Source organism: Wenzhouxiangella sp. AB-CW3, assembly GCF_014725735.1.
In the GTDB taxonomy this organism is placed as follows: Bacteria; Pseudomonadota; Gammaproteobacteria; order Xanthomonadales; family Wenzhouxiangellaceae; genus Wenzhouxiangella.
In genome coordinates, this window is the sequence record NZ_CP061368.1 from 1325605 (window position 1) to 1350691 (window position 25087).

Annotated in this window: 22 protein-coding genes; 11 read left to right on the forward strand and 11 right to left on the reverse strand. The window is 61.1% G+C overall.

The genetic code is table 11. From position 1 onward, the window contains the following. Positions 1-26: 26 nt before the first annotated feature. Positions 27-1298 (forward strand): hypothetical protein, encoded by a 1272-nt coding sequence (locus IC757_RS05750; protein ID WP_190976412.1) that lies wholly within the window; start codon positions 27-29, stop codon positions 1296-1298. Between the two features lie 24 nt (positions 1299-1322). Here the strand turns inward: IC757_RS05750 and IC757_RS05755 are convergent, their stop codons facing one another. Next, positions 1323-2186, reverse strand: coding sequence for an undecaprenyl-diphosphate phosphatase (locus tag IC757_RS05755; RefSeq protein WP_190976413.1), 864 nt, complete (start codon positions 2184-2186; stop codon positions 1323-1325). A 218-nt stretch (positions 2187-2404) separates the two neighbouring features. Between IC757_RS05755 and IC757_RS05760 the strand changes: the two genes are divergently transcribed. Next, positions 2405-3568, forward strand: coding sequence for an IS4 family transposase (locus tag IC757_RS05760; RefSeq protein WP_190976414.1), 1164 nt, complete (start codon positions 2405-2407; stop codon positions 3566-3568). 265 nt (positions 3569-3833) lie between these two features. Here IC757_RS05760 and xerC read toward each other — a convergent pair whose 3' ends face one another. The 5 genes from xerC to lptM are packed head-to-tail and all read right to left on the reverse strand — an operon-like array spanning position 3834 to position 7039. Then, a complete protein-coding gene (xerC, locus tag IC757_RS05765) occupies positions 3834-4730 on the reverse strand; it encodes a tyrosine recombinase XerC (RefSeq protein ID WP_190976415.1) in 897 nt (298 codons plus the stop codon). 6 nt (positions 4731-4736) lie between these two features. Beyond that, positions 4737-5417 (reverse strand): DUF484 family protein, encoded by a 681-nt coding sequence (locus IC757_RS05770; protein WP_190976416.1) that lies wholly within the window; start codon positions 5415-5417, stop codon positions 4737-4739. Next, complete coding sequence (gene dapF / locus IC757_RS05775) at positions 5405-6250, reverse strand: diaminopimelate epimerase (RefSeq protein ID WP_190976417.1); 846 nt, start codon at positions 6248-6250, stop codon at positions 5405-5407. The genes IC757_RS05770 and dapF overlap by 13 nt, the downstream gene beginning before the upstream one ends. Further along, a complete protein-coding gene (locus IC757_RS05780; RefSeq protein ID WP_190976418.1) occupies positions 6247-6909 on the reverse strand; it encodes a class I SAM-dependent methyltransferase in 663 nt (220 codons plus the stop codon). Before IC757_RS05780 ends, dapF begins: the two co-directional genes overlap by 4 nt. Further along, positions 6893-7039 (reverse strand): LPS translocon maturation chaperone LptM, encoded by a 147-nt coding sequence (lptM, locus tag IC757_RS05785; protein WP_190976419.1) that lies wholly within the window; start codon positions 7037-7039, stop codon positions 6893-6895. Before lptM ends, IC757_RS05780 begins: the two co-directional genes overlap by 17 nt. Between lptM and IC757_RS05790 the strand changes: the two genes are divergently transcribed. The 5 genes from IC757_RS05790 (at position 7038) to IC757_RS05810 (ending at position 12128) form a co-directional block, all read left to right on the forward strand. Next, positions 7038-7718: an alpha/beta hydrolase gene (locus IC757_RS05790; protein ID WP_190976420.1), complete on the forward strand. Its 681-nt coding sequence runs from the start codon at positions 7038-7040 to the stop codon at positions 7716-7718. The genes lptM and IC757_RS05790 overlap by 2 nt on opposite strands. A 59-nt stretch (positions 7719-7777) precedes the next feature. Next, positions 7778-8689, forward strand: coding sequence for a hydroxymethylbilane synthase (gene hemC / locus IC757_RS05795; RefSeq protein WP_190976421.1), 912 nt, complete (start codon positions 7778-7780; stop codon positions 8687-8689). A 290-nt stretch (positions 8690-8979) separates the two neighbouring features. Further along, positions 8980-9744 carry a uroporphyrinogen-III synthase gene (locus IC757_RS05800; RefSeq protein WP_190976422.1) on the forward strand — a complete coding sequence of 255 codons (765 nt, stop codon included), beginning with the start codon at positions 8980-8982 and terminating at the stop codon, positions 9742-9744. A gap of 45 nt (positions 9745-9789) precedes the next feature. Continuing rightward, positions 9790-10947, forward strand: coding sequence for a uroporphyrinogen-III C-methyltransferase (locus IC757_RS05805; protein WP_190976423.1), 1158 nt, complete (start codon positions 9790-9792; stop codon positions 10945-10947). After that, complete coding sequence (locus IC757_RS05810) at positions 10944-12128, forward strand: heme biosynthesis protein HemY (RefSeq protein WP_190976424.1); 1185 nt, start codon at positions 10944-10946, stop codon at positions 12126-12128. Before IC757_RS05805 ends, IC757_RS05810 begins: the two co-directional genes overlap by 4 nt. Positions 12129-12150: 22 nt before the next feature. On the opposite strand, the gene IC757_RS05815 is transcribed toward IC757_RS05810, so the two are convergent. Genes IC757_RS05815 through IC757_RS05830 form a run of 4 tightly spaced genes read right to left on the reverse strand, consistent with a single transcriptional unit; the run spans position 12151 to position 18015 of the window. Further along, entirely contained in the window at positions 12151-13524 is a 1374-nt protein-coding gene (locus IC757_RS05815) for an aromatic amino acid lyase (protein ID WP_190976425.1), read from the reverse strand. A gap of 5 nt (positions 13525-13529) precedes the next feature. Further along, a complete protein-coding gene (locus IC757_RS05820; RefSeq protein WP_223846270.1) occupies positions 13530-14849 on the reverse strand; it encodes a hypothetical protein in 1320 nt (439 codons plus the stop codon). 41 nt (positions 14850-14890) lie between these two features. Then, positions 14891-16306, reverse strand: coding sequence for a sigma-54-dependent transcriptional regulator (locus IC757_RS05825; protein ID WP_190976427.1), 1416 nt, complete (start codon positions 16304-16306; stop codon positions 14891-14893). A gap of 56 nt (positions 16307-16362) precedes the next feature. Next, complete coding sequence (locus IC757_RS05830) at positions 16363-18015, reverse strand: two-component system sensor histidine kinase NtrB (protein WP_190976428.1); 1653 nt, start codon at positions 18013-18015, stop codon at positions 16363-16365. 212 nt (positions 18016-18227) lie between these two features. Here IC757_RS05830 and sucC point away from each other — a divergent pair, with 212 nt between their 5' ends. From sucC to IC757_RS05850, 4 genes are all read left to right on the forward strand, one after another. Further along, positions 18228-19391 (forward strand): ADP-forming succinate--CoA ligase subunit beta, encoded by a 1164-nt coding sequence (gene sucC, locus IC757_RS05835; RefSeq protein ID WP_190976429.1) that lies wholly within the window; start codon positions 18228-18230, stop codon positions 19389-19391. Positions 19392-19402: 11 nt separating this feature from the next. Then, positions 19403-20275, forward strand: a complete 873-nt coding sequence (gene sucD / locus IC757_RS05840; protein WP_190976430.1) for a succinate--CoA ligase subunit alpha — start codon at positions 19403-19405, stop codon at positions 20273-20275. 27 nt (positions 20276-20302) lie between these two features. Continuing rightward, positions 20303-20680, forward strand: a complete 378-nt coding sequence (locus tag IC757_RS05845) for a four helix bundle protein (protein WP_190976431.1) — start codon at positions 20303-20305, stop codon at positions 20678-20680. Positions 20681-20756: 76 nt separating this feature from the next. Continuing rightward, positions 20757-22400, forward strand: a complete 1644-nt coding sequence (locus IC757_RS05850) for an NAD+ synthase (protein ID WP_190976432.1) — start codon at positions 20757-20759, stop codon at positions 22398-22400. A 91-nt stretch (positions 22401-22491) separates the two neighbouring features. Here IC757_RS05850 and IC757_RS05855 read toward each other — a convergent pair whose 3' ends face one another. Further along, on the reverse strand, positions 22492-24837 hold the full coding sequence (locus IC757_RS05855; protein WP_190976433.1) for a winged helix-turn-helix domain-containing protein: 2346 nt from the start codon (positions 24835-24837) through the stop codon (positions 22492-22494). Positions 24838-25087 lie beyond the last annotated feature (250 nt).

Consider the following 25087-nt stretch of genomic DNA (forward strand, 5'->3'; position numbering starts at 1 on the left):
CGGCGTTCGCCTTGAGGGAGATTGCCATGCATCGTTTGATTGCTGTCGCCGCAGTCCTGGTGCTGTTGCCCTGTTCCCCTGCCGTCCTGGCCGAAAATGAACCGGTGGTCGAATGGCTAGGCTTTGCCGCGGTTCGCGCGGGCTGGGTGGAAGGTCAGCCCGGCTGGATCGAGGGCGGCTTCGGTCGCCTGGCTGCCGGGGGTGACGCGCCCGGCGACAGGGAGTTGTGGGTTCGCGGCGAAACCCAGCTCGGCCTTCGCTTCGAGCCGTCGGTGAGCTGGCGGGGCAAGCTTCACGCCGTGGCCCGCGCATCGACGGCCGACAACCAGGGCGATGCGGTCGGACTGACCGAAGCCTGGGCCCGCTATCAGCGTGCCGTGGGTCACCGTGGCGAGCTGGCGCTGACGGGCGGCCTGTTCTTCTTTCCCACTTCGCAGGAAAACATCGACCCCCTGTGGGCCTCTCCCTATACGCTGACCTACTCGGCAATCAATAGCTGGTTTGCCGAGGAGTTCCGGCCACTGGGCCTGGACGCCGAGTGGCAATCGTATACCGGGCAAGGCGATATCTGGTCGCTGGGGGCCACTGTTTTCGGTGGCAACGACACCATGGGCACACTCCTGGCCTGGCGCGGGTGGGCCATGCATGACCGTCTTGGCGGGTTCGATGAGAAGCTCCCCCTGCCGCCTGTCTTTTCGCTGGAAGATGGCCGCTACTTTGGTGCCCAGAGACACTTTTCCACCACGGCCTTCGGCAGTGATCTCGATGGCCGTCCAGGCTGGGCGGCGCGCGCCCGCTTCGACCGCGGCCAGGCATTCAGTGGTCAGGTCGCCTGGGTGGACAATCGGGGTGATCGCAGGCTGCACGGCGACGAGTGGGCCTGGGCGACCCGTTTCGCGCATGCCGGCGGCCATTGGCAGGTGAGTGACAGCGTGGAGCTGATGGGCGAGTTCACCCACGGCAACACCCGTATCCGTTTTCCAGGCTCGCCCTGGGTTGATGCCGATTTCCGCGCCGCTTACCTGATGGCCTCCGTGGCCACGACCACAGGGCGCTGGTCGCTGCGCCACGACCGCTTCCATGTCGACGACCGATTGGCAAACCCTGCCTGGGGGCTGTTCAATGATCGCGGCCGGGCCCTGACCCTGGCCTGGATCCGGGATATCGCCGATCGCAGCCGCTTCGGCGTTGAACTCCTGTGGCTGGAAAGCGACCGCAGCGTTGCTGCCCAGTCCGGTTTCCCGGCCGACACCGATGGTCTCAGCCTGCTGGCCGAATGGCGAATCAAGTTTCATTGACCCGGCAAGGTCGGTGGCTTTGCCTCAGATCGCAAGGTCGATAACGCCCAGCAGGATCAGCGCTGCCAGAATCCACACGTAGAAGGCGAAGATCTTGAGCTGGGCCCGGTAAAGGCTCCAGATGACGATCTTGAGTGACACGATGCCGACCCCGGCGGACACCACGAATCCGATCGCCAGTGCGCCGATGCTGATCTCGCCCAAGCCGCTGGTCGTGAACACCTCCCTGCTTTGCACCAGGGTGGCCGCAAGAATGGTGGGGATGGCCACGAAAAAGCTGTATTCGGCTGCCCAGCGTCGCTTCAGGCCGGCAAATAGCCCGAAAACGATGGTCATCGCACTGCGCGACAGGCCTGGCGCCAGCGAGAATCCCTGGGCGATGCCAATGATGGCCGCCGTGCCCCAGCCCGTATTCTTGAGCCCGCGAGTGCGCGGTTTGAGTTTGTCGGTCCAGTAGAGCAGGATGCCAGTCCCGACCAGTGTCAGGGCGATGACCTGCGGGTTGGCGAAAACCCACTGGAAGGTGGCTTTCAGTCCCAGTCCGACCAGGCCCGTGCACAGCACGGTGAACAGACCGAGCAGGAACAGGCGCAGAAAAACGGCTGGTTTCTCTCGCCCGCCGGCGGCCGCCCAGTTGCGGGCATCGAGCGCGCAGTTGACGCTGAACCGGCTCAGCGACGGCCAGAACACGACGGCAATCGACACCAGCGTACCGACATGCACCACCAGATTGAACAGAATCATCTCGGGACTGGCCGGATCCGGCACCGTATGGCCGCGCCCCAGCAGCCAGTGTTCGACCAGCACCATGTGCGCAGTCGAAGAAACCGGCAGAAACATGAAGACGCCTTGTATGACACCGAGCAGAGCGGCAATCCAGATGGCCATGGCAGCGCGGATGGTGGGGGTGGGAAAGTGTAAAGTGTGAAGGGTTAAGTGTGAAGTGTTAAGTGTTAAGTGTTAAGTCACTAGTGTCCGACACATTTCAGCCCAAGGGGCGATAACTGACTGATATGGCGCGTTTTATCATACATTCTAGGGTGTCACCGACTTGAACTCGATCATTGAACCGGTTCAGGCTTCCCGGATTTGCCCGAGGGAAGCCGATGTACGCCGGAAAGTTCGTGTTTTCTCAATTGATGGACCTGGCGCCATGGCATACCTTTCGAAGACTGGTCAGCAAGTACAAGGGCGACTTCAATGCCCGCACATTCCGTTGTCGGGATCAGTTTCTGTGCATGGCTTTCGCTCAGCTGACCTATCGGCGAAGCCTGCGCGACATCGAAGGCTGCTTGCTGGCCCAGCCCTCCAAGCTCTACCACATGGGTATCCGCGGCCGTATTTCTCGTTCCAATCTGGCCGATGCCAACGAAAGCCGCGACTGGCGCATCTACGCAGAGTTCGCCCAATCCCTGATCAGCACCGCCCGCCGACTTTATGCCGACGAGGATCTCGAACTGGATCTCGCGGGAACGGTCTATGCCCTCGACTCCACCACCATCAGATTGTGCCTTTCGCTGTTTCCGTGGGCCGACTATCGAGAGACCAAGGCCGCCGTCAAAATTCATACGCTGCTCGACCTCCGGGGCGCCATCCCAGCATTCATGCTGGTTTCCGACGGTCTGCTGCACGATGTCAACATCCTCGACCTGTTCAGCCCAGAACGCGCTGCGTTCTACGTCATGGATCGTGCCTACGTCGATTTCGAGCGTTTGTTCACCATCAATCAGGCCGGCGCCTTCTTTGTCACTCGCGCAAAGAAGCCCCTGAAGTTCAAAAGTGTCAGCTCTCAGCCCGTCGACAAATCGACCGGCTTGATCTGCGATCAACAAATCAGGTTGACCGTCTACTACTCCAGAAAGGCTTACCCCAAGCTTCTTCGGAGGGTGCGCCTGAAAGACCCAGAGACTGGCAAGACACTGATCTTTCTGACCAACAACTTCGAGATCACGGCGCAGACAGTCTGCGATCTCTATCGGAGCCGCTGGCAAGTCGAACTGTTTTTCAAATGGATCAAGCAGCATTTGCGCATCAACCAATTCTTCGGGCGCTCGGAGAATGCCGTGAAGTGTCAGATCTGGATCGCCGTGGCCACCTATCTGCTGGTTGTGATCGCCAGGAAACAGTTCGGTATTCCGCTTTCTCTGCACTCGATGCTGCAGATTCTGAGCATAACGCCATTCGAAAATATTCCATTAAATCAGCTGCTTATGGATCCGGGGCTGGCGGAAGAAGACGCCTGTGCCGCCAAGCAATTGAAACTATTATGAAATGTGTCGGACACTAGTGAGTGTTAAGTGTTAAGTGTTAGGGGAGGGGCGTGGTGTTTGGGTTGCGAGAATCTGGGGTGGTTGCTTTCGGGACAGGCTTAAAGAGTAAAGAATTTCAGTAGGTTGTAGTCCCGCCTAACACCTAACACCTAACACCTAACCCCCAAACCACCCCGAAGACTGAAGCCTCCCGGCCCCACCACGACCCAAGATACCCGCCCTTCACACTTCACACTTAACACTTAAACCTTAACCCTCCAAACTCTCACCCCTTCTTCTTCGCCCGGGGGTGGGTTTGGTCGTAGACTTTTGCCAGGTGCTGGAAGTCCAGGTGGGTGTAGATCTGGGTGGTGGAGAGGTTGGCGTGGCCGAGCAGTTCCTGGACTGCGCGCAGGTCGCCGGAGGATTCGAGGATGTGGGATGCGAAGGAGTGCCGGAGCTGGTGCGGGTGGACGCGCTGGTCCAGGCCCTGGCGGTCGGACCAGTAGGCGACGCGTTTCTGGATGGCGCGTACACCCAGCGGGCGGCCCTTGAGACTGGTGAAGATCCGCGGCTGTTCGATGCCCGCCACGGCGGCGTGGGTGTTGCGCCATTGCTTGAGTGCCTTTAGGGCATGGCGACCGACCGGCACCATGCGCTCGCGTTGCCCCTTGCCGAGTACGCGGACCAGGCCCTCGTTCATGTCCAGCCGATCCCAGGTCAGGGTGGCGAGTTCGCTGACTCTCAGCCCCGAGGCATAAAACAGTTCCAGCATGGCGCGATCCCGTTGGGCCAGATCATCGTCGCCCGGGATATCCAGCAGGGCCAGAACCTGGTCGACATCCAGCACTTCGGGTAGCCGGCGCCGGGCCTTGGGCGCGCGGACGCCGCGCGTCGGATCGTCGCTGATGACACTTTCCCGCCTGAGAAATCGGAAGAAACGCCGAAGCGCCGAGAGGCGGCGCTGAATGCTGCGCGGGCTCAGGCCGCGCCGGTGCTCACTGGCGGCAAATGCCCTGATGTCGTGGACATCGATTGCGGCCGGGTTGCTCTTCTTCTGCCCATCGCACCACTGGCCGAAGCGCGCGAGGTCGCGGCGGTAGGCATCGAGCGTGGCGTTGCCCAGCCCGGCTTCATGGGCCGCGTGCTGAAGAAAGGCGGAGATGGCCGCCTGCAACTGCATGCTGGTTCAGGCGCGTTTGCGCTGGTCAGTCCCGATCTGTTCCAGGCGATGACGGATCGTCGTGCCGAGCAGCTCCAGGAACAGGGTGCCCATGTCCGGGTCGAAGCGACCAGGAGAGTCGGCACCGATGGCCAGCAGGCCGTTGTGTTTGATCGGAACCAGGGCCGCCGAGGCGACGGTGGAATCACAATCCGGGAACAGCACCTGCAGCTTGGCACGGGTCAGCCGACCAAAGACGATCTTGCCGCGTTCGAGTACTTCGCCAAACCAGGCCGGTGGAGCCTGTTCATGAATGATGATCGCCTCGGTGCCATCCAGTCCGGGTTGCTGAGACAGCAGGTGCAGGCGGACACTGGCGGCCTTGAAGTCCTCTCCCAATCGGGCCATCAGCCGCTCGAAGAACTCGCGCGGGTCGGCCGTTGTCATGACTTCAAGGGTGAGTTGGTGCAGGCGTTGCATGAGCCGCTCGTTCTCGCCGGCAATGCCGGCCAGGGTGTGCAGCTGGGCCCGGAGTTGGCGGTTGTCCTCGCGCAGCCGCCGCACCTGTAACTCGATCAGCGAATCGGCACCGGCATCGTGGGGCAGGGTCATGCGATCGAGTAGTTCCGGATGGCGGCGGAACAGGTCCGGATGGTCGCTCAGCCACTCCAGAATGTCGCGTTCCTCCGGTGAATTCATGTCGCCCATGCAATGACTCCTTCGAAAACCTTGCTGGCGGGCCCAGTCATGGCGACCGGGTCTCCCTCTGCAGACCAATCTATCACAAGCGTTCCGCCAGGCTGCACGACTTCGACCGGCGAGGTCAGGGCGCCAGTGCGGATCAGAGCCGTGGCGGCGGCACAGGCGCCGCTGCCACAGGCCGGCGTAAGCCCGGCACCACGCTCGTGAACCTGCAGGTGGAGACGATGCGGGTCGCTGACAAGGGCAAATCCGACGTTGGCGCCCCGGGCCAGCGCGGGGTGCGAGCCCAGCCTGGAACCGAGCTGCTCGACTTCTGAGGCATCGGGCATTTCCCTGCACGGCATGACCAGGTGCGGGTTGCCCATGGCGGCGCCGAGCACCTCGAAGCGCTGGTTGTCGAGCTGCAGGGTGACCGGAAACTCTCCATCGTCGTCCAGACCACAGGATCGGGGGCTGAAGTCTGGCGGCGGCAAGGTGGCCGTGATGCGATCGGCCCCCTGCCAGGTCAGTGTCACCGGCCCGGCCAGGGTTTCGATGCGGGCGCTGGAATCGAACTCGCCAAGTCGGTGCAGCCAGAGCGCGACGGCGCGCATGCCATTGCCACACTGCTCGGCACTGCTGCCATCGCTGTTGTAGATCTCGACATGACACATGCACTCGGGGTCTGCCGGTGGACGCAGAAGCAGCAATTGGTCGAAACCGATCCCGCGCCGGCGATCGGACATGGCCTCGATACGGGACGGTTCCATCCGGATCGAGGTGCTGCGCGCATCGATCAGTACGAAGTCGTTGCCCAGGGCTTCGAGCTTCGTGAACGCAATCCGACTGCGGCGACTCATTGCGGCAGGTGCCCCTGGACCAGCCAGTGCCGGTCGCTGGGGCGGGTCAGCTCAAGGCTGTCCAGGCCCGCCTGCCTGAGCTGAAGTGCAACCTCCTCCCCGGTCCATGCGGCCAGCAGGCTGTTGTGAAAATCCTTTTGCAGCACTTCGGGCTCGCCGGCGGCATGGACTTCGACCAGCTCGCTTGCGGTCTTGCGATCGGCGGGCCGGTGCAGGTCCATGACCTGGACAAAGCCACCGGGGCGGGTCAGTCGTGCAATCGATTGCCACAGGCTCATGGGATCGGGCAGATGGTGCAGCAGGCTGTTGGAGACCACCGCATCGAACTGCCCGGAGAATGGATGGTCGGGCAAACGGGACTGCACGAACTCGACACGCTGCTCCAGTCCGGAAGATCGCAGCGCCTGCCGGGCCAGGGCCAGCATGTTGGGGCCGGCATCCAGGCCGGCTATGTTCCACCGTGGCAGGGCACGCGCAAAACGCAGGCAGATATCACCCGGGCCACAGCCCAGATCAAGGAGTCGGCCCCCGGCCCTGGTGTCCAGATGCGATAATGCCAGCTCGACAAACAGATTGTTGGGCTCGCTGAAGTCGGCTTCGGCATAGGCACGGGCCTGTGCCGGTGCATCCATCAGTTCGGGTTCAGGCACCCGTTTCATCGGTTTCTTCCTCGCTGGTGTCGGTTTCGGTCTCGACCGGATCGTCCGGGGGCAGGTAGAGATCACCCTTCAGGCCACAGCCGGTCAGCAGGGCCAGGCTCAGTAACAGACAGGTTAAACTTGATCGCATGAACGACATCGCCGCTGAACAACTCGAATGCGTGGTCCGCGACACCGGGCCGGATCCGAAGCATGCCGTGATCTGGTTGCACGGGCTGGGTGCCGACGGGCATGATTTCGAACCGATTGTACCGCACCTGTCGGTCGCCTCGTCGCGTCCGGTGCGCTTCGTCTTTCCGCACGCACCCGTCATGCCGGTCACCATCAATGGTGGCATGGCCATGCGCGCCTGGTATGACATTCTGGGCGTGGATATCGACCGCAACCAGGATGGCGACGGCATTCTGCGCTCGGTGGCGGCAACCAACCGCCTGATCGATAGCCAGCTGCAGGCCGGCATCAGCCCGGAACGCCTGATACTGGCCGGTTTTTCCCAGGGCGGGGCCATCGCACTGCGATGCGGGCTGGCGCGCACCGAGCCCCTGGGCGGTGTGATCGGTCTGTCGACCTACCTGCTCGGTGAAGACTCGCTGGATGAGTGGCTGGGCGAGGCGGCGCGTCAGGTTCCGGTGTTCATGGGGCATGGCACCCAGGATCCGATCGTACCGGTTGCACTGGGCCAGTCCAGCGCCGAGCGCCTGAAGAGTGCCGGCTTCGATGTGACCTGGCAGACCTGGCCGATGCAGCATGCCGTGTGCCAGGAAGAAATCGCGGCCATTGATCATTGGCTCACCTCGACCTGGAACTGACGGTCAGGCGCGCACCATTGCTGCCCGACCGTGAACCACACAAGGAGAACGCAGACCCCATGATGAGAATTGCCACCCGCAAGTCCCTGCTGGCTCTCTGGCAGAGCGAGCATGCCGCGGGCCTGTTGCGTCAGCACCATCCCGATCTCGATGTGGAGCTGGTGCCACTGAGTACCCGGGGCGATGAAGTGCTGGACCGCTCACTGTCGGAGATCGGTGGAAAGGGGGTGTTTCTCAAGGAACTCGAGCGCGCCATGCTTGATGACGAAGCCGATATTGCCGTGCATTCGCTCAAGGATGTGCCGGCCGAATCTCCGCCGGAGTTCGAACTGGTGGCCTCGCTCCCGGGCGGCGACTGGGGCGACTGGTGGATTACCTGCAATGGTGCCGCGCCGGCCGACCTGCCGCCCGGCAGCCGGGTGGGCACGTCCAGTCTGCGTCGGCAGAGCCAGTTGCTGGCCGCCCATCCAGATCTGGAAATCGTACCGGTGCGCGGCAACGTGCAGACCCGGCTTGACAAGCTGGACCGTGGCGATGTCGATGCACTGATACTGGCCGCAGCCGGATTGCGGCGGCTGGAGATTGAACGTGAACACTGGCAGTTGCTCAAGCCCCCGGCTTTCCTGCCGGCACCGGGGCAGGGCGTGATCGTGGTGCAGTGCCGGCGTGGCGACGAACGTGTTCGCCGCCTGATTGAACCCCTGAACTGTCAGGTAACGGCGGCTCGCGTTCGTGCCGAACGGGCGGTTGTTCATGAACTGGGAGGGGATTGCAGAATGCCACTGGCCGCACTCGCGGAAGTGAATGGCTCGTCAATTCGCCTGCAGGCGAGACTGGCCAGTCCCGATGGGCGCCAGGTCATTGATGCAAGCGGCGAGGGTGCGGTGGCCGATGCTGACCGGCTGGGCCGGGAAGCTGCACATCATCTGCTCGATCGCGGTGGCCGGGAGATTCTGGCGGCGCTGGATTGAACCATGTCGGAAAATTACTGGAAAATCGGTCTGGACATTTCTTTTCAGTTATGCGACAGTAAATCCAACGATCAATGCAAAAGGGGTGTTTCAAACGATTTGCTTTCCGGGCGTCACCCACGGCACTGTCTGTTGAGGTGCGTCCCCCTACTGCCAACGCCAACACGCAAGCCCCCAGCACTTTGGCAGGTTGTGCCAGACGCCCGGATTCCATTCTCGAAAAAGGCCTGCCCTCGTGGCAGGCCTTTTTTGTTTCCCGGGGACGGGTTCATCCAAGAAGGGAGCATCGCATGAGCGTCAATCCACTGGTTCTGGTCACCCGAACCGAGCAGGCTGGCAAGGCGCTGGCCGAAAAGGTCGAATCCCAGGGGCTGTCCGCGCTGCACTGCGCGCCGTTTGCACTCAAGGCACCTGAACAGCCCGACGAGGTGGCCGCACAGCTTGATGCGCTGCTGCCGGCCGACCTGGTCATCATTACCAGCCAGGAGGGCGTTCGACGCAGTGCCGAGCTGGTGGGTGCGGAGCGTTTCGCGCGCGCGCTGGTCGTCGTGCCGGGCGAAGGCACGGCGCAGCTGGCCCGCGAACTGGGCTTTGCCAATGTCATCTACCCGTCGCGGCACGGAACCAGCGAGGCCATGCTGGCACTGCCAGAACTGCGTGAAGTCGATGGCCTGAGCATCCTTATCCTGGCCGCCGAGGGTGGGCGTGGCCTGATGGGGCGTACGCTGGAGGAGCGGGGTGCGGTGGTCGATCGCATTCACGTCTATCGGCGTGTTCGTCAGGCCATGCCCGAGGACCTCGGCGGGCGAATCGATGAAGCTGACCTGGTGGTCACGCTGGCGGCAAGCTGGGAGGCGGTGTCCGGTCTGTGTGAGGCGCTGGATGACGAACTGCGTCGCCAGATCCAGTCCGGCGTACTCGTGGCACCGTCCCAGCGCGTGGCCGATCGATCTGCGGCCATCGGTTTCGAGCGCTGCAGGGTCGCCGGCGGTGCCGATGATCATGCAATGCTGTCCGAATTGCATCGACTGACCCGGCGGTCCGAATTGCGTTAATCTTGCAGCTTCGAAGCAAATGCTGGCGATCGGGAACGAGACGCAATGAGTGAAGAGCACGGCGCCAACGAGCTTGATGGCGAATCGAGTACCAGGTCGGAGGCCGAGCAACCATCATCAGCAGACCAGCGGCAGACTGCCGGTTCAGGCCGATGGCTGGCTGTTGTGGCATTGCTGGTTGCCCTGGCAGCCTCGGCGGGGGTTGGCTGGCTGATTTGGCAGCAGACCCTCGAAACCGAACCCGAGGAAGAACAGCCAACGGCGGCGTCGGTTGAGGCGCTGGAGGCGGTGGCCGAGCAGGCGCAAACGCTTTCCGAGCGCGTCGATCAGCTGGCCGAACAGCAAGCCGGTTTCGAGGATGACCTGTCCGACCTGGACGGTGCCAGGGGCGACTTGCGCCAGTCGCTGCGTGAACAGGCCGATGATTTCGAGCGGCTCTCGGAGCAGTTCGGCAGCCTGGAGTCCGAGCTGTCGGATGCGATCAGGCGCCTGGACGAGGCGGCGGGTGACCGGCGCGAGGTCGATCGGGAGATGGCCCGGCGACTGCATTTGATGGAGGCGGCCGCCATGCTTCGAACCGGCCAGCAGCGCCTGGAGCTGGCCGAGGACTTTGCTGCGGCCCGGAATGCCTTTCGGCGAGCCTATCGCCTGCTGCGCTCGCTCGACGATCCCCGCATCAATCGGGCGCGTGGCGAAGTCGCCCGCGAGCTGGAGGCCCTGGAGGCGGTCGAGGAGCCGGACTGGATGGCCTTGCATGCCAAGGTCGACCGGCTGCAGGCCATGGCGGCAGAGTGGCCGGCGCGCCCCGGGCAAGAGCTGCCGGGCGCGCAGGAGGACGATGCTCGGGGCGAGGAGGCGGAGCTGGGCTTCTGGTCGCGCTTCGGCTCGACCCTGACCGGCCTGGTGCGTGTGCAGCCACGAGATGCCGTGCCTATGACCGAGGAAGTGCTCGATGCCATTCGCGGCCAGGTTCAAATCAGGCTTGCGGCGGCCGACCTGGCGCTGGCACAGCGGGACCTGGAGGGGCTGGGTCGCCAACTCGATCATGTCATCGACCTCATGGAGCAGGGGTTTGACCCGCGTGATTCCGGGGTTGAACGGGGCCGTTCGCTGATTGATGAGCTGCGCTCGGCCGAAGCAGCCGAAGTACCGGCGCTCGGTTCGGCCCTGACCGAGATCAACCGCCTGCTGGACGAATCGTGAAGCGCCTGCTGCTGATCGTACTAGTGGTCGTGGGGCTGGTTGCGGCTGCCCTGTTGGCTCCGATACTGCTCGAAGATCCCGGTCACGTCGTTATTGACATCGGCCAGTGGCGAGTCGAAATGTCGCTGCTGGTGCTCGTGGGCGGCATGCTGCTGGCCTGGATGGCTTTCTCGCTGTTGAGCCTGTTGCTGAGGTTGCCGACCCGTGCGGTGCGGCGGGCACGGGAAGTCCGCTCCCGTCGTCACCTGGAAAACGGCTTTCTGGCCCTGACCGAAGGAGACTGGAACCGGGCCGAACGCTCGTTGCAAAAGGCCTTGAAGCACCAGCGCTCCACCGCGGGTTACCTGGCGGCGGCACGAGCGGCACAAGGGCAGGGGGATCGTCGCGGCCGCGACCGCATGCTGGCGCTGGCCGATACCCGCTTCGGGCGTCGCCATTTCGTGACCGATCTGGCCCGCGCGCGCCTGCTGATCGGGGAAGGCCGGGTCGAAGAAGCGGTGCCGGTGCTGGAGTCACTACACCTGCGCAAGCCGCGCCACACCGGGGTGTTGCGGCTTTTGCTGGAATGCTACCAGGATCTTGGCCGCTGGCGGGATATGCGGCTGCTGAGCCCGGCGCTGCGCCGCGCCGGAGTGGTTGACCGTGAGCGTGGCGCCGAACTGGCTGCCGTGGCGGGCGGCCGCGAACTGGAATCCGCGCCGGATGTCGAGCAGCTGGACCAGTGCTGGAAGGAACTGGGCCGAAAGCTTCGGGAGCATCGCGGCATCGTGCTGGCCTATGCACGACGATGCGCCGAGTTGGATCATGCCGGTCAGGCCGGCCGTGCACTGTCGAACTATCTTCGCCATTCACTTGATGACGAGTTGCTACGTGCCTATGCCGATGTCGGCGAAGCCGGACGCGCCGAGCGCATTGCCCGGCTCGAAGACTGGCAGAAGCTCGACCCCGACCACGCCGGCCTGCTGCTGGCGCTGGGCCTGCTCTACCTAGACGACCGCCAGTACGACAAGGCGAAAGCCTGCCTGGAACAATCCGTGCGCCGCCAGCCAGGCAGCGAGGCCTATGCGGCCCTGGGCCGGGTGCTCGATCATGCCGGCAACCTGGAGGCTGCCGCCCAGTGCTACCGCAATGCCCTGCGTCTAAAGACCGGCCGCGGCGCCGAACCCCTGCCACCGCCTTAGTAAGCCAGCCGCAAAAGTCATGCTATGGTTTTACTCCAGCGTGGTCAGAACATTCGAAATAGGACTGAATCTCATGCACATCCGGGTCGCATTTGAGCGCCTCCGGGAGGTATTGCCTGAGTGGATTGGCGTGCTCAAGGTTGTCAATAATCTTAATCAGGATGCGCAATTCAATGGCCGAGATCCAAGTCAGCGCATCCAGCATGGAGTCGAGCTGGCGAGCCGAGTTGAGCGAATTGGTCCATAGATCCTCTACCCCGTATGAGGTATCTCCACCGGAAGCAAATGTCCTGCGGCCAGAAATCAGTCTGGCTTCTTCTAGTTTCGCCATCATGAGTTTGGGGTACTGAATCATGCCGATGGAGGCGTCTGAAACTCTCATGTCGCGAGGGATGCTGGGAACCTTACCACTTAGCAGGTGGTTGCACCTGTTCACAAGCAGCCAACCCATCATTAATGCTGATTCTATGCATGACCCGAGTTTCAGTGTCAGTGATGGTGTTAGGAAGCTTGCCTGAGATACGGCTTCATCCCGGCTCAAGTCGAAGTATGGATTGCAGGAAGGTTGAGACAGTAATAGATCCAGTTCGCATTGCAACTCCCTGTGGCATCGTGCGAAGGAGCTCAGTGCTTGTGGAAGCGCTCTAAAGGAAACGGGGTGCTGAGACTGGTTGGGCTTAATGATGGGCTGGTAGGGCTTAATTAGTGGTTCCATAGATTGCCATAGATCCCCGGTATCCTGCTGTTTTCTAATCGCGCCAATGGATGAGAAGTCAAAACCTGAGATTGAGCCCATCAGCCTAGATGCCATCAGAATCTGCTGGTAGCAGTTTTCTATTCTTGGAAGCAGGGACAAGGAGAAGCCTATAGAAATAAATGCGCCGTTGATCAGCCCCATTAGGTCTGGAGGTGAGAGTTCCACTTGATGGTCTTTACGAATTGTGTCAAGCAGATCCAGACTCCAGTGGGCGGCGGGGATGACGTCGCCGCAGGAATAGCTTGAATCAAGAGGGACTGCCGGGCTGAAGTGCCGATTAGTAACTCCTTTCTCTGCAAGCTCGAATAGGTATGGCGAAATCCCGGATCCTCCATTTGACCAAGTGTGCATGCGAGCAAAGCCGACAAGTCGAGCCTGAGACCTACTCATGAAGGTAGAGCCCCCTATGGCGTGTTCTCTCAGGATGTTTTCGTGTGTGATCCAGGCTTGATTGGGGTTAAGCTTGTTGTCATCAAGGTGGCCGGTTAGGGTGTTACTGCCATACACCGCTGTATTGTTGGACCTGACCATGTTGATGGCGTGGTCATGCTCGGCCTTGATCTGAAGCGCTGCACTTGCCCATCTCGGTGATGGTGCTAGTCTGTTGGCTAGCATGATGATGTTGTGCGATTCACTCATGGCGATCAGCTGCCATTCTTTTTAAGAACCAAGTACATAGTGATTGCCAGGACTGCGATAAGAGCGTACAGGGTCCCGTTTACCGACAGCTTCTCGACGATGTCAGTTAAACCCCATATGGAGTCTTCGGGGCGCTCTGGGTTGTGTGTGAACTTGGATATCGAAACAAAAACACCGATCAGGCTGGTGCCGCCGATCACTGACAGTATTGCCTCAACAATCCGGTTGTACTTGCGTTGATGGAGCTGATTGGACACCTCGACAGAGTGGTCAAGAACCTCCATCTTGTGGGCGACTGAGGATGTCAGCTCACCAAAGTTCCAGGCGCTGAAAAAGGCATGAGATAGAGATTTTCTTATACCCTGAAGTCCAAGCCGGGTGTCATGCAGTTGACTCTTGAAAAGGTTCAAGCGGGCACTCGCGCTGTTGATTTTTGAGGCTTGTGAAGTACTTAGCGCCGGGTTGTCCGATGTCTCCAGGATCAATCTTCCCAGGTTACGATTACAGATTTCCTGGATGCAATAATGGTACATGCAAATGGTCAGCGCCGATAGGAGCTGATCTACCTCTGCATCTGATATCTGACCTTCAATGACGCTGTTTCCTGCATGGATGAAGTATGACGTGCTATCAGTCCGAAATGACGGATTATCTGACTTTCTCTGAGTCCAAGAGTCAATCTGGCTGGAACGTAGTTGGCTTGAGTTAAGGATTCTGGTAACCCAGAGTAGTCTTCTCGGACCATGCGGAACTTCCTGGATGTCGTAGAAAGTTCCAGAGCGGGAGGGTGTGCGTAGAAGTGGTTGTTGTCGTAGTCTTCGTGTCTGTCGGTGAAGCACGGTATTGAGCCGCGTTTCGGTTGGGCTCAGAATGTCAATGATCTGTGAGCATGCCGTGGTTGTCCAGTTGTCCAGATGATCCAAAAGAGTGTCAGGGTGAGTGATGTCATCTATCCGGACCTCCAGCAGAAGTTGGCCAATTGTGTTGTCGAACAAATGTGCTGTGGCTGTGCAGATCTTGTATCTTCCGGCTCCATGTGGGCATGGAATCGTGTCCTGAAAGGTTTCGATGATCCCCGGGTCAGCCTTGAGTACAAATACTGGTTGTGAGAACAGTGGTATGTCGTCCTCGGTCAGGCTCTGATAATGCAGTTCAGTTTCTTTTCCATGAGATCGGCCTGGGGCTACATGGTAGCCGTCCATAGAAAGGTTGAGCTCTTGTTGCGCAGCTTTCAGCAAATTGTGCAGCAAGCGCGGATCTGTAAGTGTTCGCGAGCTGTACAGATTCAGGTTCGTGCGGAATGGTGCGCAGAGGAAAAGTCGCATGGCTATCAAGTGGCTGTTGGTTGCGGCTCTTGTGTTTGCTATCAGTCTATGTCGTACTTCTTCAGTTTGTAGCGAAGAGAGCGAAAAGAGATGCCGAGCTGGCGCGCTGCCTCGGTCTTGTTGTACTTGGCTTCGCGCAGGGCGTTTTCGAGGATACGGCGTTCGATATCCTCGATGTAGTCGTCCAGGCTGCGGTCCTCGGGTGGCTTGACGTCGATGCCGTCCTCGGGCAGCACGGATTTATCCAGGTCCAGATCCTCGACACTGATTTCGTCGCCCTCGCACAGGGTGACGGCGCGCTGGAGAATGTTGACCAGTTCCCGGACATTGCCGGAGAAGCGGTGCTGCTGCAGTGCATCCATGGCATCCCGGCTGAGCTGGCGAGGGGGTTCTCCCCATTGTTCTCCGATAGATTGGAGAAAGTGTTCGGCCAGCAGGCGGATATCCCCGCGACGGTCACGCAGACTGGGCATGGGCAGTTCGATGACATTGAGCCGATAGTACAGATCGTTGCGGAACTCGCCGTTCTCGACCAGTGGCTTGAGCGGCTTGTGCGAGGCCGAGAGGATTCGTACGTCGATCTTCTTCTCTTCACGACCGCCTACCGGCCGAACGCTCTTTTCCTGGATGACCCGCAGCAGCTTGACCTGCATGGCCAGCGGCAGATCAGCTACTTCGTCGAGAAACAGCGTGCCGCCGTCGGCAGCCTGGAAAAGGCCCTGCTTGTCGGCATCGGCGCCGGTGAAGCTGCCCTTGATATGGCCGAAGAACTCGCTTTCCATCAACTCCGAGGGAATGGCGCCGCAGTTGACGGCAAGGAAAGGTTCTTCGGCCCTGGGGCCCAGGTCGTGGATGAGCCGGGCGGCCAGCTCCTTGCCTGTGCCGGACTCGCCACTGATCAGTACCGGGGCCTGGCTGCGGGCCAGCTTGCGGATGGTCTGCCTGACCCGCTCCATGGCCTGCGAACGGCCCACGAGCTTGCTCATGAGTTCGTTTTGCGCCGAGCTTGATGCGGTCTTGTCGACTGCGTCCTTGTCCGCGTCTTCCCGTGCCGCCTTGGGTCGTGACGGGGCCTCCAGGTCCTCGCGTCGCAGCTTCAGGGCCGTACGCACCATGTTGCGCAGAACTTCGAGGTCCACGGGCTTGGACACGAAATCGAAAGCCCCGTATTTCAGGGCCGTGACGGCATCCTCGACCTTGCCGTAGGCGGTGATCATGGCCACCGGCAGCTGATCGTGATCGCGATTGATCTCCTTGATCAGGGTCAGCCCGTTGCCATCGGGCAGTCGCATGTCGGTCAGGCACAGGGCATAGTCGGCATTGGCCGACAGATAGTGTCGGGCCTCGGCCAGGTTCTCGGCGGTATCGACTTCCAGGCCCATGCGGCTCAGGGTAATGTCGAGCAACTCCCGAAGATCGGGTTCGTCGTCAACAACCAGTGCTCGCATTTCAGTCATGGGCCTCGCCTTTTCGGGACAGTTAACAGGCAGATCATAGCGTGTTCAGGGTTGCTTCAACGGCTTGTTCGGGCCGCAGCCCGCTTTTGTCCGGCACCGACATTGCCTTGGGTGCCGTGTTCCGGGCGTCGCAGCAGAATTCGGAAACAGGCGCCTGCATTGGGCACCTGAACGTACTCCAGGGGTGCCTGGTTGGCATCACAGAGCTGTCGGGCAAGGTACAAGCCCAGCCCCGAACCCTGCTTGTGGGTGGTGAAAAACGGTTCGAAGATCTGCGATCGTTTCTCCAGGGGAATACCGGGGCCATTGTCGATGATGTCGAGTGCGATCTCGCGATGCCCGCGGATCGGGCTGACCCGCAGAATGATCCTGGGCTTGCGCTCCTCGACCGCGCCGTGCCTGAGGGCGTTCTCCATCAGGTTCCAGACGGCCTGGGTCAGTTGGCTGGCATCGATCAGGACCATGATGGATGCCGAAGGAATTTCGAGCTTGACCTGGTCGCCATCGAGCTTGTGATACCGCTGGAAGTCGCTCCCCAGTTTTCGAATCCATGTAACCAGATTGACCGGTTCGATTTGTGCACGTTCCCTGCGAGATAGCTTGAGTACATTCTCGACAATATCGTTCATGCGTGCGGAATGATTGAGAATCATGTTGACCAGCTTGCGGTCTGCCTTGTTCAGGTCTTCGGATTCGCCGAGCAGTTGGGCGGCGTGGCTGAGTGCTCCCAGGGGGTTGCGTATTTCATGGGCAATGCTGGCCGATAGCCGTGCCAGCGAGGATTGTGCCAGGTCCCGTGCTCGCCGGCTTACCACGGAGGTGTCTTCCAGGAAGATCAGGGTTGCTTCGGTGCCATGCTGGCCCGGGGTATCGAGCATGCGCGGCACCACGGCGGCCTGGGTCGCCTGCAGCAGCAGCCCTTCGTCTTCGGACTTGCCGGTCTTGCGCCAGCGCTGCAGGCGCTCGGCCAGAGCCGGTGACACCTGCTTGAGGTTGCGTTTTCCGAATGGCGGGTTGCCCAGCAGGTACCAGGCCGCTTCGTTCATCTGGCGGATCTCGTTGTTGGCATCGACCACGAGCACGCCCGAGCGCATCCGGTGGATGATGAGTTCGTTGACCTGTCCGAGATTGGCCAGATCCAGGCTGCGACGTTCGGCAAGCAGCTGGTATTCCCGCCCCCAGCGCCCCAGCAGGGCGGCACCGAGTGCGATTCCGAATGCTGCCACGCCGTAGAGTGCGGCCTGCAGCAGGCTGGCCGGTTCCGGGGTCTCGGCGGCGGTGATCCAGGAATCGGCCAGCACCCCCAGGGCGACCATGGAAGCGAACAGCAGCGCGGTTCTGACGTCCAGCACCAGGGCGGAGATGCCGACGGTAAACAGCAGCAGGATGACCAGGGCCGTGGCCATGCTGCCGAATGCATGCAGAATGATGCCCAGAAGGATGATGTCGGTGGCCAGGGAAAAAGACGCCAGCCGCGCCACCTGCTTACGTTTCCGGAGATTGGCGACGACAAACACAAGGGCTGCCGCGGCGTACATCAGCGCCGCGGCCTGGCCGAGCACGCGGTAGGTTGCCGTCAGTCCGTCACTGAGTGGGCTGAAAGCCACGAACAGGGCCGAGACCGCCACCACGATCCTGAATGCATTCAGATAATGCATGGCCCGGCGTACGAGCTTCTCGTCAGCGACCAGATTGCCCAGTGCTTTCAAGCGCTTGTCCTCATGTTTGCATGATGAATGCAGCTTTCTGGCTGCCGGCCAGGCCTGCCCTTCAATGGCTCGACTTCAGTATAAGCCATCCGCTGGTTTGATAAACTAGCCGACTTGATCCAGAATACGCCGGTTCCGGCGCGCTCGCAGCGGCAGCGCGTTGCGGATTCCCGAATTCGATTTCCAATCCATCAATTTCAGGACTTTCAAGCATGAACTTTCATGAGTATCAGGCCAAGGAGCTGTTCGAGCAGTACGGGGTTCCCGTACCGCGCGGTCACGTGGCGACCAATGGCGACGAAGCCGTAGCAGCTGCCGAGAAGCTCGGTGGCGGCCAGTGGGTCATCAAGGCCCAGGTGCATGCCGGTGGTCGCGGCAAGGCAGGTGGCGTCAAGCTCGTGTCCAGCCTGGACGAGGTGCGCAGCGAAGCCGAGCGCATGCTGGGCATGGCCATCGAGACCTACCAGACGGGCGGGCGTGCCCTGCCAGTCAATTCGGTGCTGGTGGCAGAAGCCACCGACATTGAGCAGGAGCTGTACCTGGGCGCCCTGGTTGACCGCGCCCACAAGTCGGTGGTGTTCATGGGTTCGGCCGCCGGTGGCGTCGATATCGAGCAGGTTGCCGAAGAAACCCCGGAGCAGATCATCACCACGGTGGTAGACCCGGCCGCCGGCTTCATGCCCTACCAGGCACGCCAGATCGGCTTCCGCATGGGTCTCAACGCCAAGCAGGTCGGCCAGCTGGTCAAGATCATGGACGGGTTGTACCGACTGTTCATGGAAAAGGACATCGGCCTGATCGAGGTCAACCCGTTGATCATCGACGGCAATGGCGACCTCAGCGCTCTGGATGCCAAGGTCAATGCCGACGAGAACGCACTGTTCCGCCACAAGGATCTGGCGGAAATGCGTGACGAGTCGCAGGAAGATCCCACCGAGCTGGAAGCCAGCAAGCATGATCTGAACTACGTCACCCTGGATGGCAATATCGCCTGCATGGTCAATGGTGCCGGTCTGGCCATGGCTACCATGGATGTCGTCAAGCTCTCTGGCGGCGAGCCGGCCAACTTCCTCGATGTGGGCGGCGGCACCAATGCCGAGCGCGTCAAGGAGGCCTTCAAGCTGATTCTGGCCGGCGAAAACGTCAAGGCCATCCTGGTCAATATTTTCGGCGGTATCGTGCGCTGCGACCTGATCGCCGAAGGCATCATCAACGCCGTCAAGGATGTGGACGTCAATGTTCCGGTCGTGGTGCGCCTGGAAGGCACCAACGTGGATCAGGGCAAGAAGCTGCTGGCTGACAGCGGTTTCGACATCATCCCTGCCGAAGATCTCAACGATGGCGCGAAGAAGGCCGTCGAAGCGGCTGCCGCCTGAAGGAATCAGCAATGAGTGTACTAGTCAACAAGGATACCAAGGTCATCTGTCAGGGCTTCACCGGAGCTCATGGCACTTTTCACTCCGAGCAGGCGCTTGCTTACGGCACGCAACTGGTCGGTGGCGTGACGCCCGGCAAGGGTGGCAACAAGCATCTGGATCTGCCGGTGTTCAACACCGTTGAGGAAGCCGTCGACGAAACAGGCGCCGATGCATCGATGATTTTTGTGCCGCCGCCTTTTGCCGCCGATGCCATTCTTGAAGCGGCCGACGCCGGCGTCCGCGTGATCGTCACCATTACCGAGGGCATTCCGGTACTCGACATGCTGCGCGTCAAGGCTGCCTTGGGCAACTACGATGACGTCACGCTGATCGGACCCAACTGCCCCGGCATCATCACGCCCGACGAGTGCAAGATCGGCATCATGCCCGGCGCCATTCACAAGAAGGGCAAGGTCGGCATCGTCTCGCGTTCGGGAACGCTGACCTACGAGGCGGTCTACCAGACCACCCAGGCCGGCCTGGGTCAGTCGACCTGCATCGGCATTGGCGGCGATCCTATCCATGGCATGAGCTTCGTTGACTGCCTGGATCTGTTCGAGTCCGACGAGGACACGCAGGGCATCATCATGGTCGGTGAGATTGGTGGTTCGGCCGAGGAAGAAGCGGCCGAGTTCATCGCCGATCGCGTGAGCAAGCCGGTCGTTGCCTACATCGCCGGCGTCACCGCACCTCCGGGCAAGCGCATGGGCCATGCCGGTGCCATCATTGCCGGTGGCAAAGGCACGGCCGATGCCAAGTACGAAGCGCTGGAAGATGCCGGTGTGACCACCGTGCGCTCGCCGGTGGAGCTGGGCGAGGCCATCGCCGGACGACTGGCCTAGTTGCAAGTTGTCAGTTGTAAGTTGTAGGTGGGTCGCAAGCGCTATTTTCGGGACCTTCTCGCATGGCAAAAGGCCATGGAGTTGGTTCCGGCCGCCTACGAGATTGCCAGAGCACTGCCCGGTGTTGAACGCTACGCACTGGCGGATCAGATCCGCCGGTGCGTCATTTCGGTGCCCGCGAACATTGCTGAAGGCCAGGCCCGGCAGCACCCCAAGGATTTTTTGCAATTCTTGGCGATCGCCCGAGGCAGCCTTGCTGAATTGCATACACTGATTCTGGCTGCACACAGTCTCGACTCCATTGCTGAAGGTCAAGTGGAGCCTTCTGAGAAATTGATTGCAGAAGTCGGCCGACTCCTGGCAGGATTGTCCAATCGGCTAAAATCCGACTCGCAAGTTGTCTAATGGATTTGCAACTGACAACTGACAACTTGCAACCGTCCAGCGGCTGGAAGGAAATCGCAGGATCTGACGCAACGCCATGACAGGCAAGGGCCGCCTCACCATTGCTCTCGCGCAGGACGACTACCTGGTCGGTCATATAACCGGCAATCAGGATCGCATCATTTCAAGAATTGCCGAGGCGCGCGATCGGGTCGGTGCCGACCTGGTCGTTTTCCCTGAACTGGCGTTGACGGGTTATCCGCCCGAGGATCTGTTGCTGCGGCCCGGTTTCATGCGCCGTACCGAACAGGCCCTTGCCGAGGTGCAGGACGCCGCGCAGGGGATCGATGTACTCGTCGGTCATCCGCGTGCCGAGGGTGACAGGCGCTACAACTCCCTTTCCTGGTTGCGCGATGGCAAGGTCATCGGCAGCTATGACAAGTGGGACCTGCCCAACTACGCAGTCTTTGACGAGCGTCGATACTTTGTGCCGGGCGATTCGCCACTGGTCGTCGATTTGAAGGGCGTGAAAGTGGGGGCGATTGTCTGTGAGGACACCTGGACCCCGGGTGCCGCGGCAGCGGCCAGGGAAGCGGGTGCACAGATCATCGTGTCGGCCAATGCGTCACCGTATTTCGAAAACAAGCACGTGGAGCGCGCGCATATCCTGCGAGAGCGCCAGGCCGAGACCGGCTTGCCGGTCATTTACCTCAATTGCGTTGGCGGACAGGATGAACTGGTCTTCGACGGGCACTCACTGGCTATCGATGCCAATGGCCAGGTCGGGGAGCCGGGTCCGCTGTGCCAGGAAGCGCTTCTGGAAGTGACCTTCGACCCGTCTGGCGGGAAGTTGCACTACGATCACTGGCCCGCCGGACAGGCCGAGCGTTTGCCGGTAATTTATGAGGTGCTCAAGCGCGGGTTGCGCGACTACGTGCTCAAGAACGGCTTTGAATCGGTGGTTTTCGGATTATCCGGAGGCATTGATTCGGCCTTGACGGCCGCGATTGCCGCCGACGCCCTGGGGCCTGACAAGGTGCTTGCGGTGATGATGCCCTCGCGCCACACCTCCGAGTTGTCGCTGATACTGGCCAGCGAGCAGATTGCCGAACTCGGCCTGCGGCACGAGAATATCTCGATCGAACCCATCTACCAGGCGCAGCTCAAGCAGTTGGCCGAAGTCTTTGGCGATACGCGCGAGAACTTCACCGAGGAAAACCTGCAGGCCCGTGCTCGAGGCAGTGTCGTGATGGCGCTGTCGAACAAGTTCGGTCATCTGCCCCTGGCCACCAGCAACAAAAGCGAACTCGCAACCGGTTATTCGACAATCTACGGGGATATGTGCGGGGGCTATAGTCCGATCAAGGATGTGCTCAAGACGCTGGTTTACGAACTGTCCGACTGGCGCAACACCCTCTCGAATGCGATACCGCAGGGCGTAATTGACCGTCCGCCCTCGGCCGAGCTGGCGCCCAACCAGTTCGATCAGGACAAGCTGCCGTCTTACGAAGTGCTCGATGACATCATCACTCGCTATGTCGAGCAGGACCAGTCCATCCACGACATGGTGGAAGCGGGTATCGAGGAGACGATTGCGCGGCGCGTCGCAGGCATGGTGCTGGCGGCCGAGTACAAGCGCCGGCAAGGAGCGCCGGGTCCGCGTATCACCCGCAAGGCCTTTGGCCGTGACCGGCGCTATCCCATCACCTCGGGTTGGCGCGATAGCGGAATTGGTGTCTGACCTTGCAGTGGGCCGAAGCGCACACTGCGGCTGAATGCGATCTACATTCGTGCCGGGTTAATAGTACGACCTCATTAGTAATAATAGCCCGTCAGATGGAGGTCTCGCTGGAACTCTGTGCGGCTGTGAGGGAGTCGAGCCGGGCCTGGAAACGTGGCGGCCAGCGCACGCCGGCCTGGACTCGCGCCTGCTCCATCAGCTTGAGACTCCCGACGATATCGCCTTCCGCTCTGGCCAGTTCCGCCTGCATCACCAGTACTCGCCACTGATCCGCCAGTTCCGAGGGTATGTCCTTCATGGCTGCTTGTGCCCGTTCCCGGTCATCAATGCTCAGTGCGAACTGGACCAGGTCCGCGATCAGCGCAACTCGTGGTTCAAGCTGATTGACTCTTCGCGCATGCTGCAGGCCTTGTTCAAGCAGGTCCACGGCCTGCACGGCATCGGCCTGTTTGAACGCCAGGCGGGCACGCAGGTGGTGCCAGGTGGCTGCCTGCAGATCGGGCATGCCGTGTTCCGTGAAATCAGTTTTGACCTCATCGAGCCACAAGGCGGCTTCCTCGTGATCCCCATGATTCAGGGCAAGCTCGGCCAGGTCCAGCCGGGCATCAAGCACGCGCGTGCGCACGTGCGACATCTCTTCGAAGGCCGCCAGTGTTTCCAGCAGCAGCTCGCGACCGAGGTCGTAGTCCTGTTCCGTGGCGGCCAGGCGTCCCAGCCCCCCCAACGCACTGGCCCGAGCCTGGGCATAACCCATGTCTTCGGCTTTGGCCAGGCCGCGTTCCAGCGTCTGGCGCGCCCGTGCCGGCTCACCGGTGCGAGCCTGCAGGTGCCCCAGTTGCACTACCGCCCAGGTATGCATGTCGGCCAGTCTCTGGGCCTCGGTCAGCAGGATGGCTTCTTCGATCAGGCGCCGGGTTTCATCGAATTGCATGCGCGCCGATGTGGTCGTTGACAGGTTGAGCAGGCTCTGAGCAATCTCGCTGCGGCGACCGTACTGGCGGCGAATCTCCAGCGCCTCGCGATGCCAGTTTGCAGAAAGTTCCACATCGCCGGCACGCCAGGCGCGCGCGCCCAGCGAGTTGGCGACCAGGGCGCGGCCGGGTTGATAGCCAATACGGGTGAACAGCCGCATGGCGGTCTCGTTTCGATCCCTGGCCAGCTGGTTTTCGTCCAACGCGCTGAGCATGACCCCCTGGGAAACCAGCGCCTGTGCATGATGGCGCAGGTGATTGGCCTGCTCGGCCAGTTCGGCCGCGGTCTCGAAATGAATCAGCGCCTGTTCGGCCTCGCCGAGCTGATGCAGAACCACTCCCAGCGAATTGTGGACTTCGATGGCCAGCCCGTCTGCCTGGTCCAGGGCGGGATCGGCGAGCAGGACTTCAAGCGCCTCCCGTGCTTCGTGATTCTCGCCGGCCTGGCGCCGCGCCACGGCCACGAAATAGTGCGCCCAGAGGTGATCGGGCTGGTATGAAAGTATGAGTCCGGCCGTATCCCTGGCCAGTGATGGTGCGCCGGTTTCCAATGCCTGGATGGTGCGCGCCAGGCTTTCGTTGACCCAGGGGTCGGGAGAGAGGATGTGGCTGCCAGTTCGGGCGGTGACGGGGCGGTAGCGCACATTGAGTTGATGGGTCAGCTCGCTGAGCGCAACGGCGAGCTGCTCGTGACTGAACTCCAGTAGGTCCTTCAGCTCTCCCTCGCGAGTCAGGATTTCCGCGCCCAGATACCAGTGTCCGTCGCTGAAAGCCGCTATCGGTTGAATGATCTCGTCGGCTCGCAAGGCATCACGAATCCAGTCGATCTCCGCCCCTTCTTCAGCGGCGCCCTGGATGGCATCGCCCAGCACCATCAGTCCGGGAACGCCCGCCAGTGCGTATCCCATCAGGCGTGGCAGGCCGAGTTCGAGCCAGTCCGGTGCGTCTTCCGTCTCGATCTGTTGAACAGTCGGTGCAATGGCCACGGTGAGAGACTCCGGCGCCACGGTGGGTGCGGGCCACAGCCATAGCAGAATCGCTCCGGTCAGTAGTAGGCCGGCCAGGGCCAGCCAGCCTGCGGCCGGGGATCGTCGAGCGTGACTCGCAGCAGCAGCGGGCATGGCCTCGGCAACCCCATCGTTGCGATCTTCAGTCGTGACGGCCGCCACGAACCGGTAGCCGAAGCCGCGCACGGTGGCGATCACTTCCTGGCGCTCGCCGTCATCCTCCACGGCAGCGCGGGCCTTGCGAACGGTCTGGCTGATGACCGTGTCGGATATGACACGATTGGGCCATAGCGCTTCGGCCAGCTCGTCCTTGCCGACTGCCCGGTCACGGTGCAACAGCAGGTAATGAATCAACTCCAGCGCCTTTGGTTCAACCGCCACGGGTGCTCCCTCGCGGAACAATTCTCGCGTGTTCCAGTTCAGCTCAAAGGCGCCGAATATCTGTTTGCTGTCGTTCACAATGGGGTCGGGCAGTTCAGGCAGTTGGTTTGCCCGCTCAATTTATACCATTTGGCCATCAGTCTGCCAGCGGGGACCCTGATCGAACAGCGTCATTTGGCGCCATGCTGCAGTGTCCGCACCAACACTGGGTGCGGCTTGATGATTGCGTGACGATTCGGTGACGAACCCACGCAGCATGCTGCTGTTTGCAGTCGGGCTATGGCTTTCCGGACTGACCGTTATGGCCGGTTGTCGAAATCATCGAATC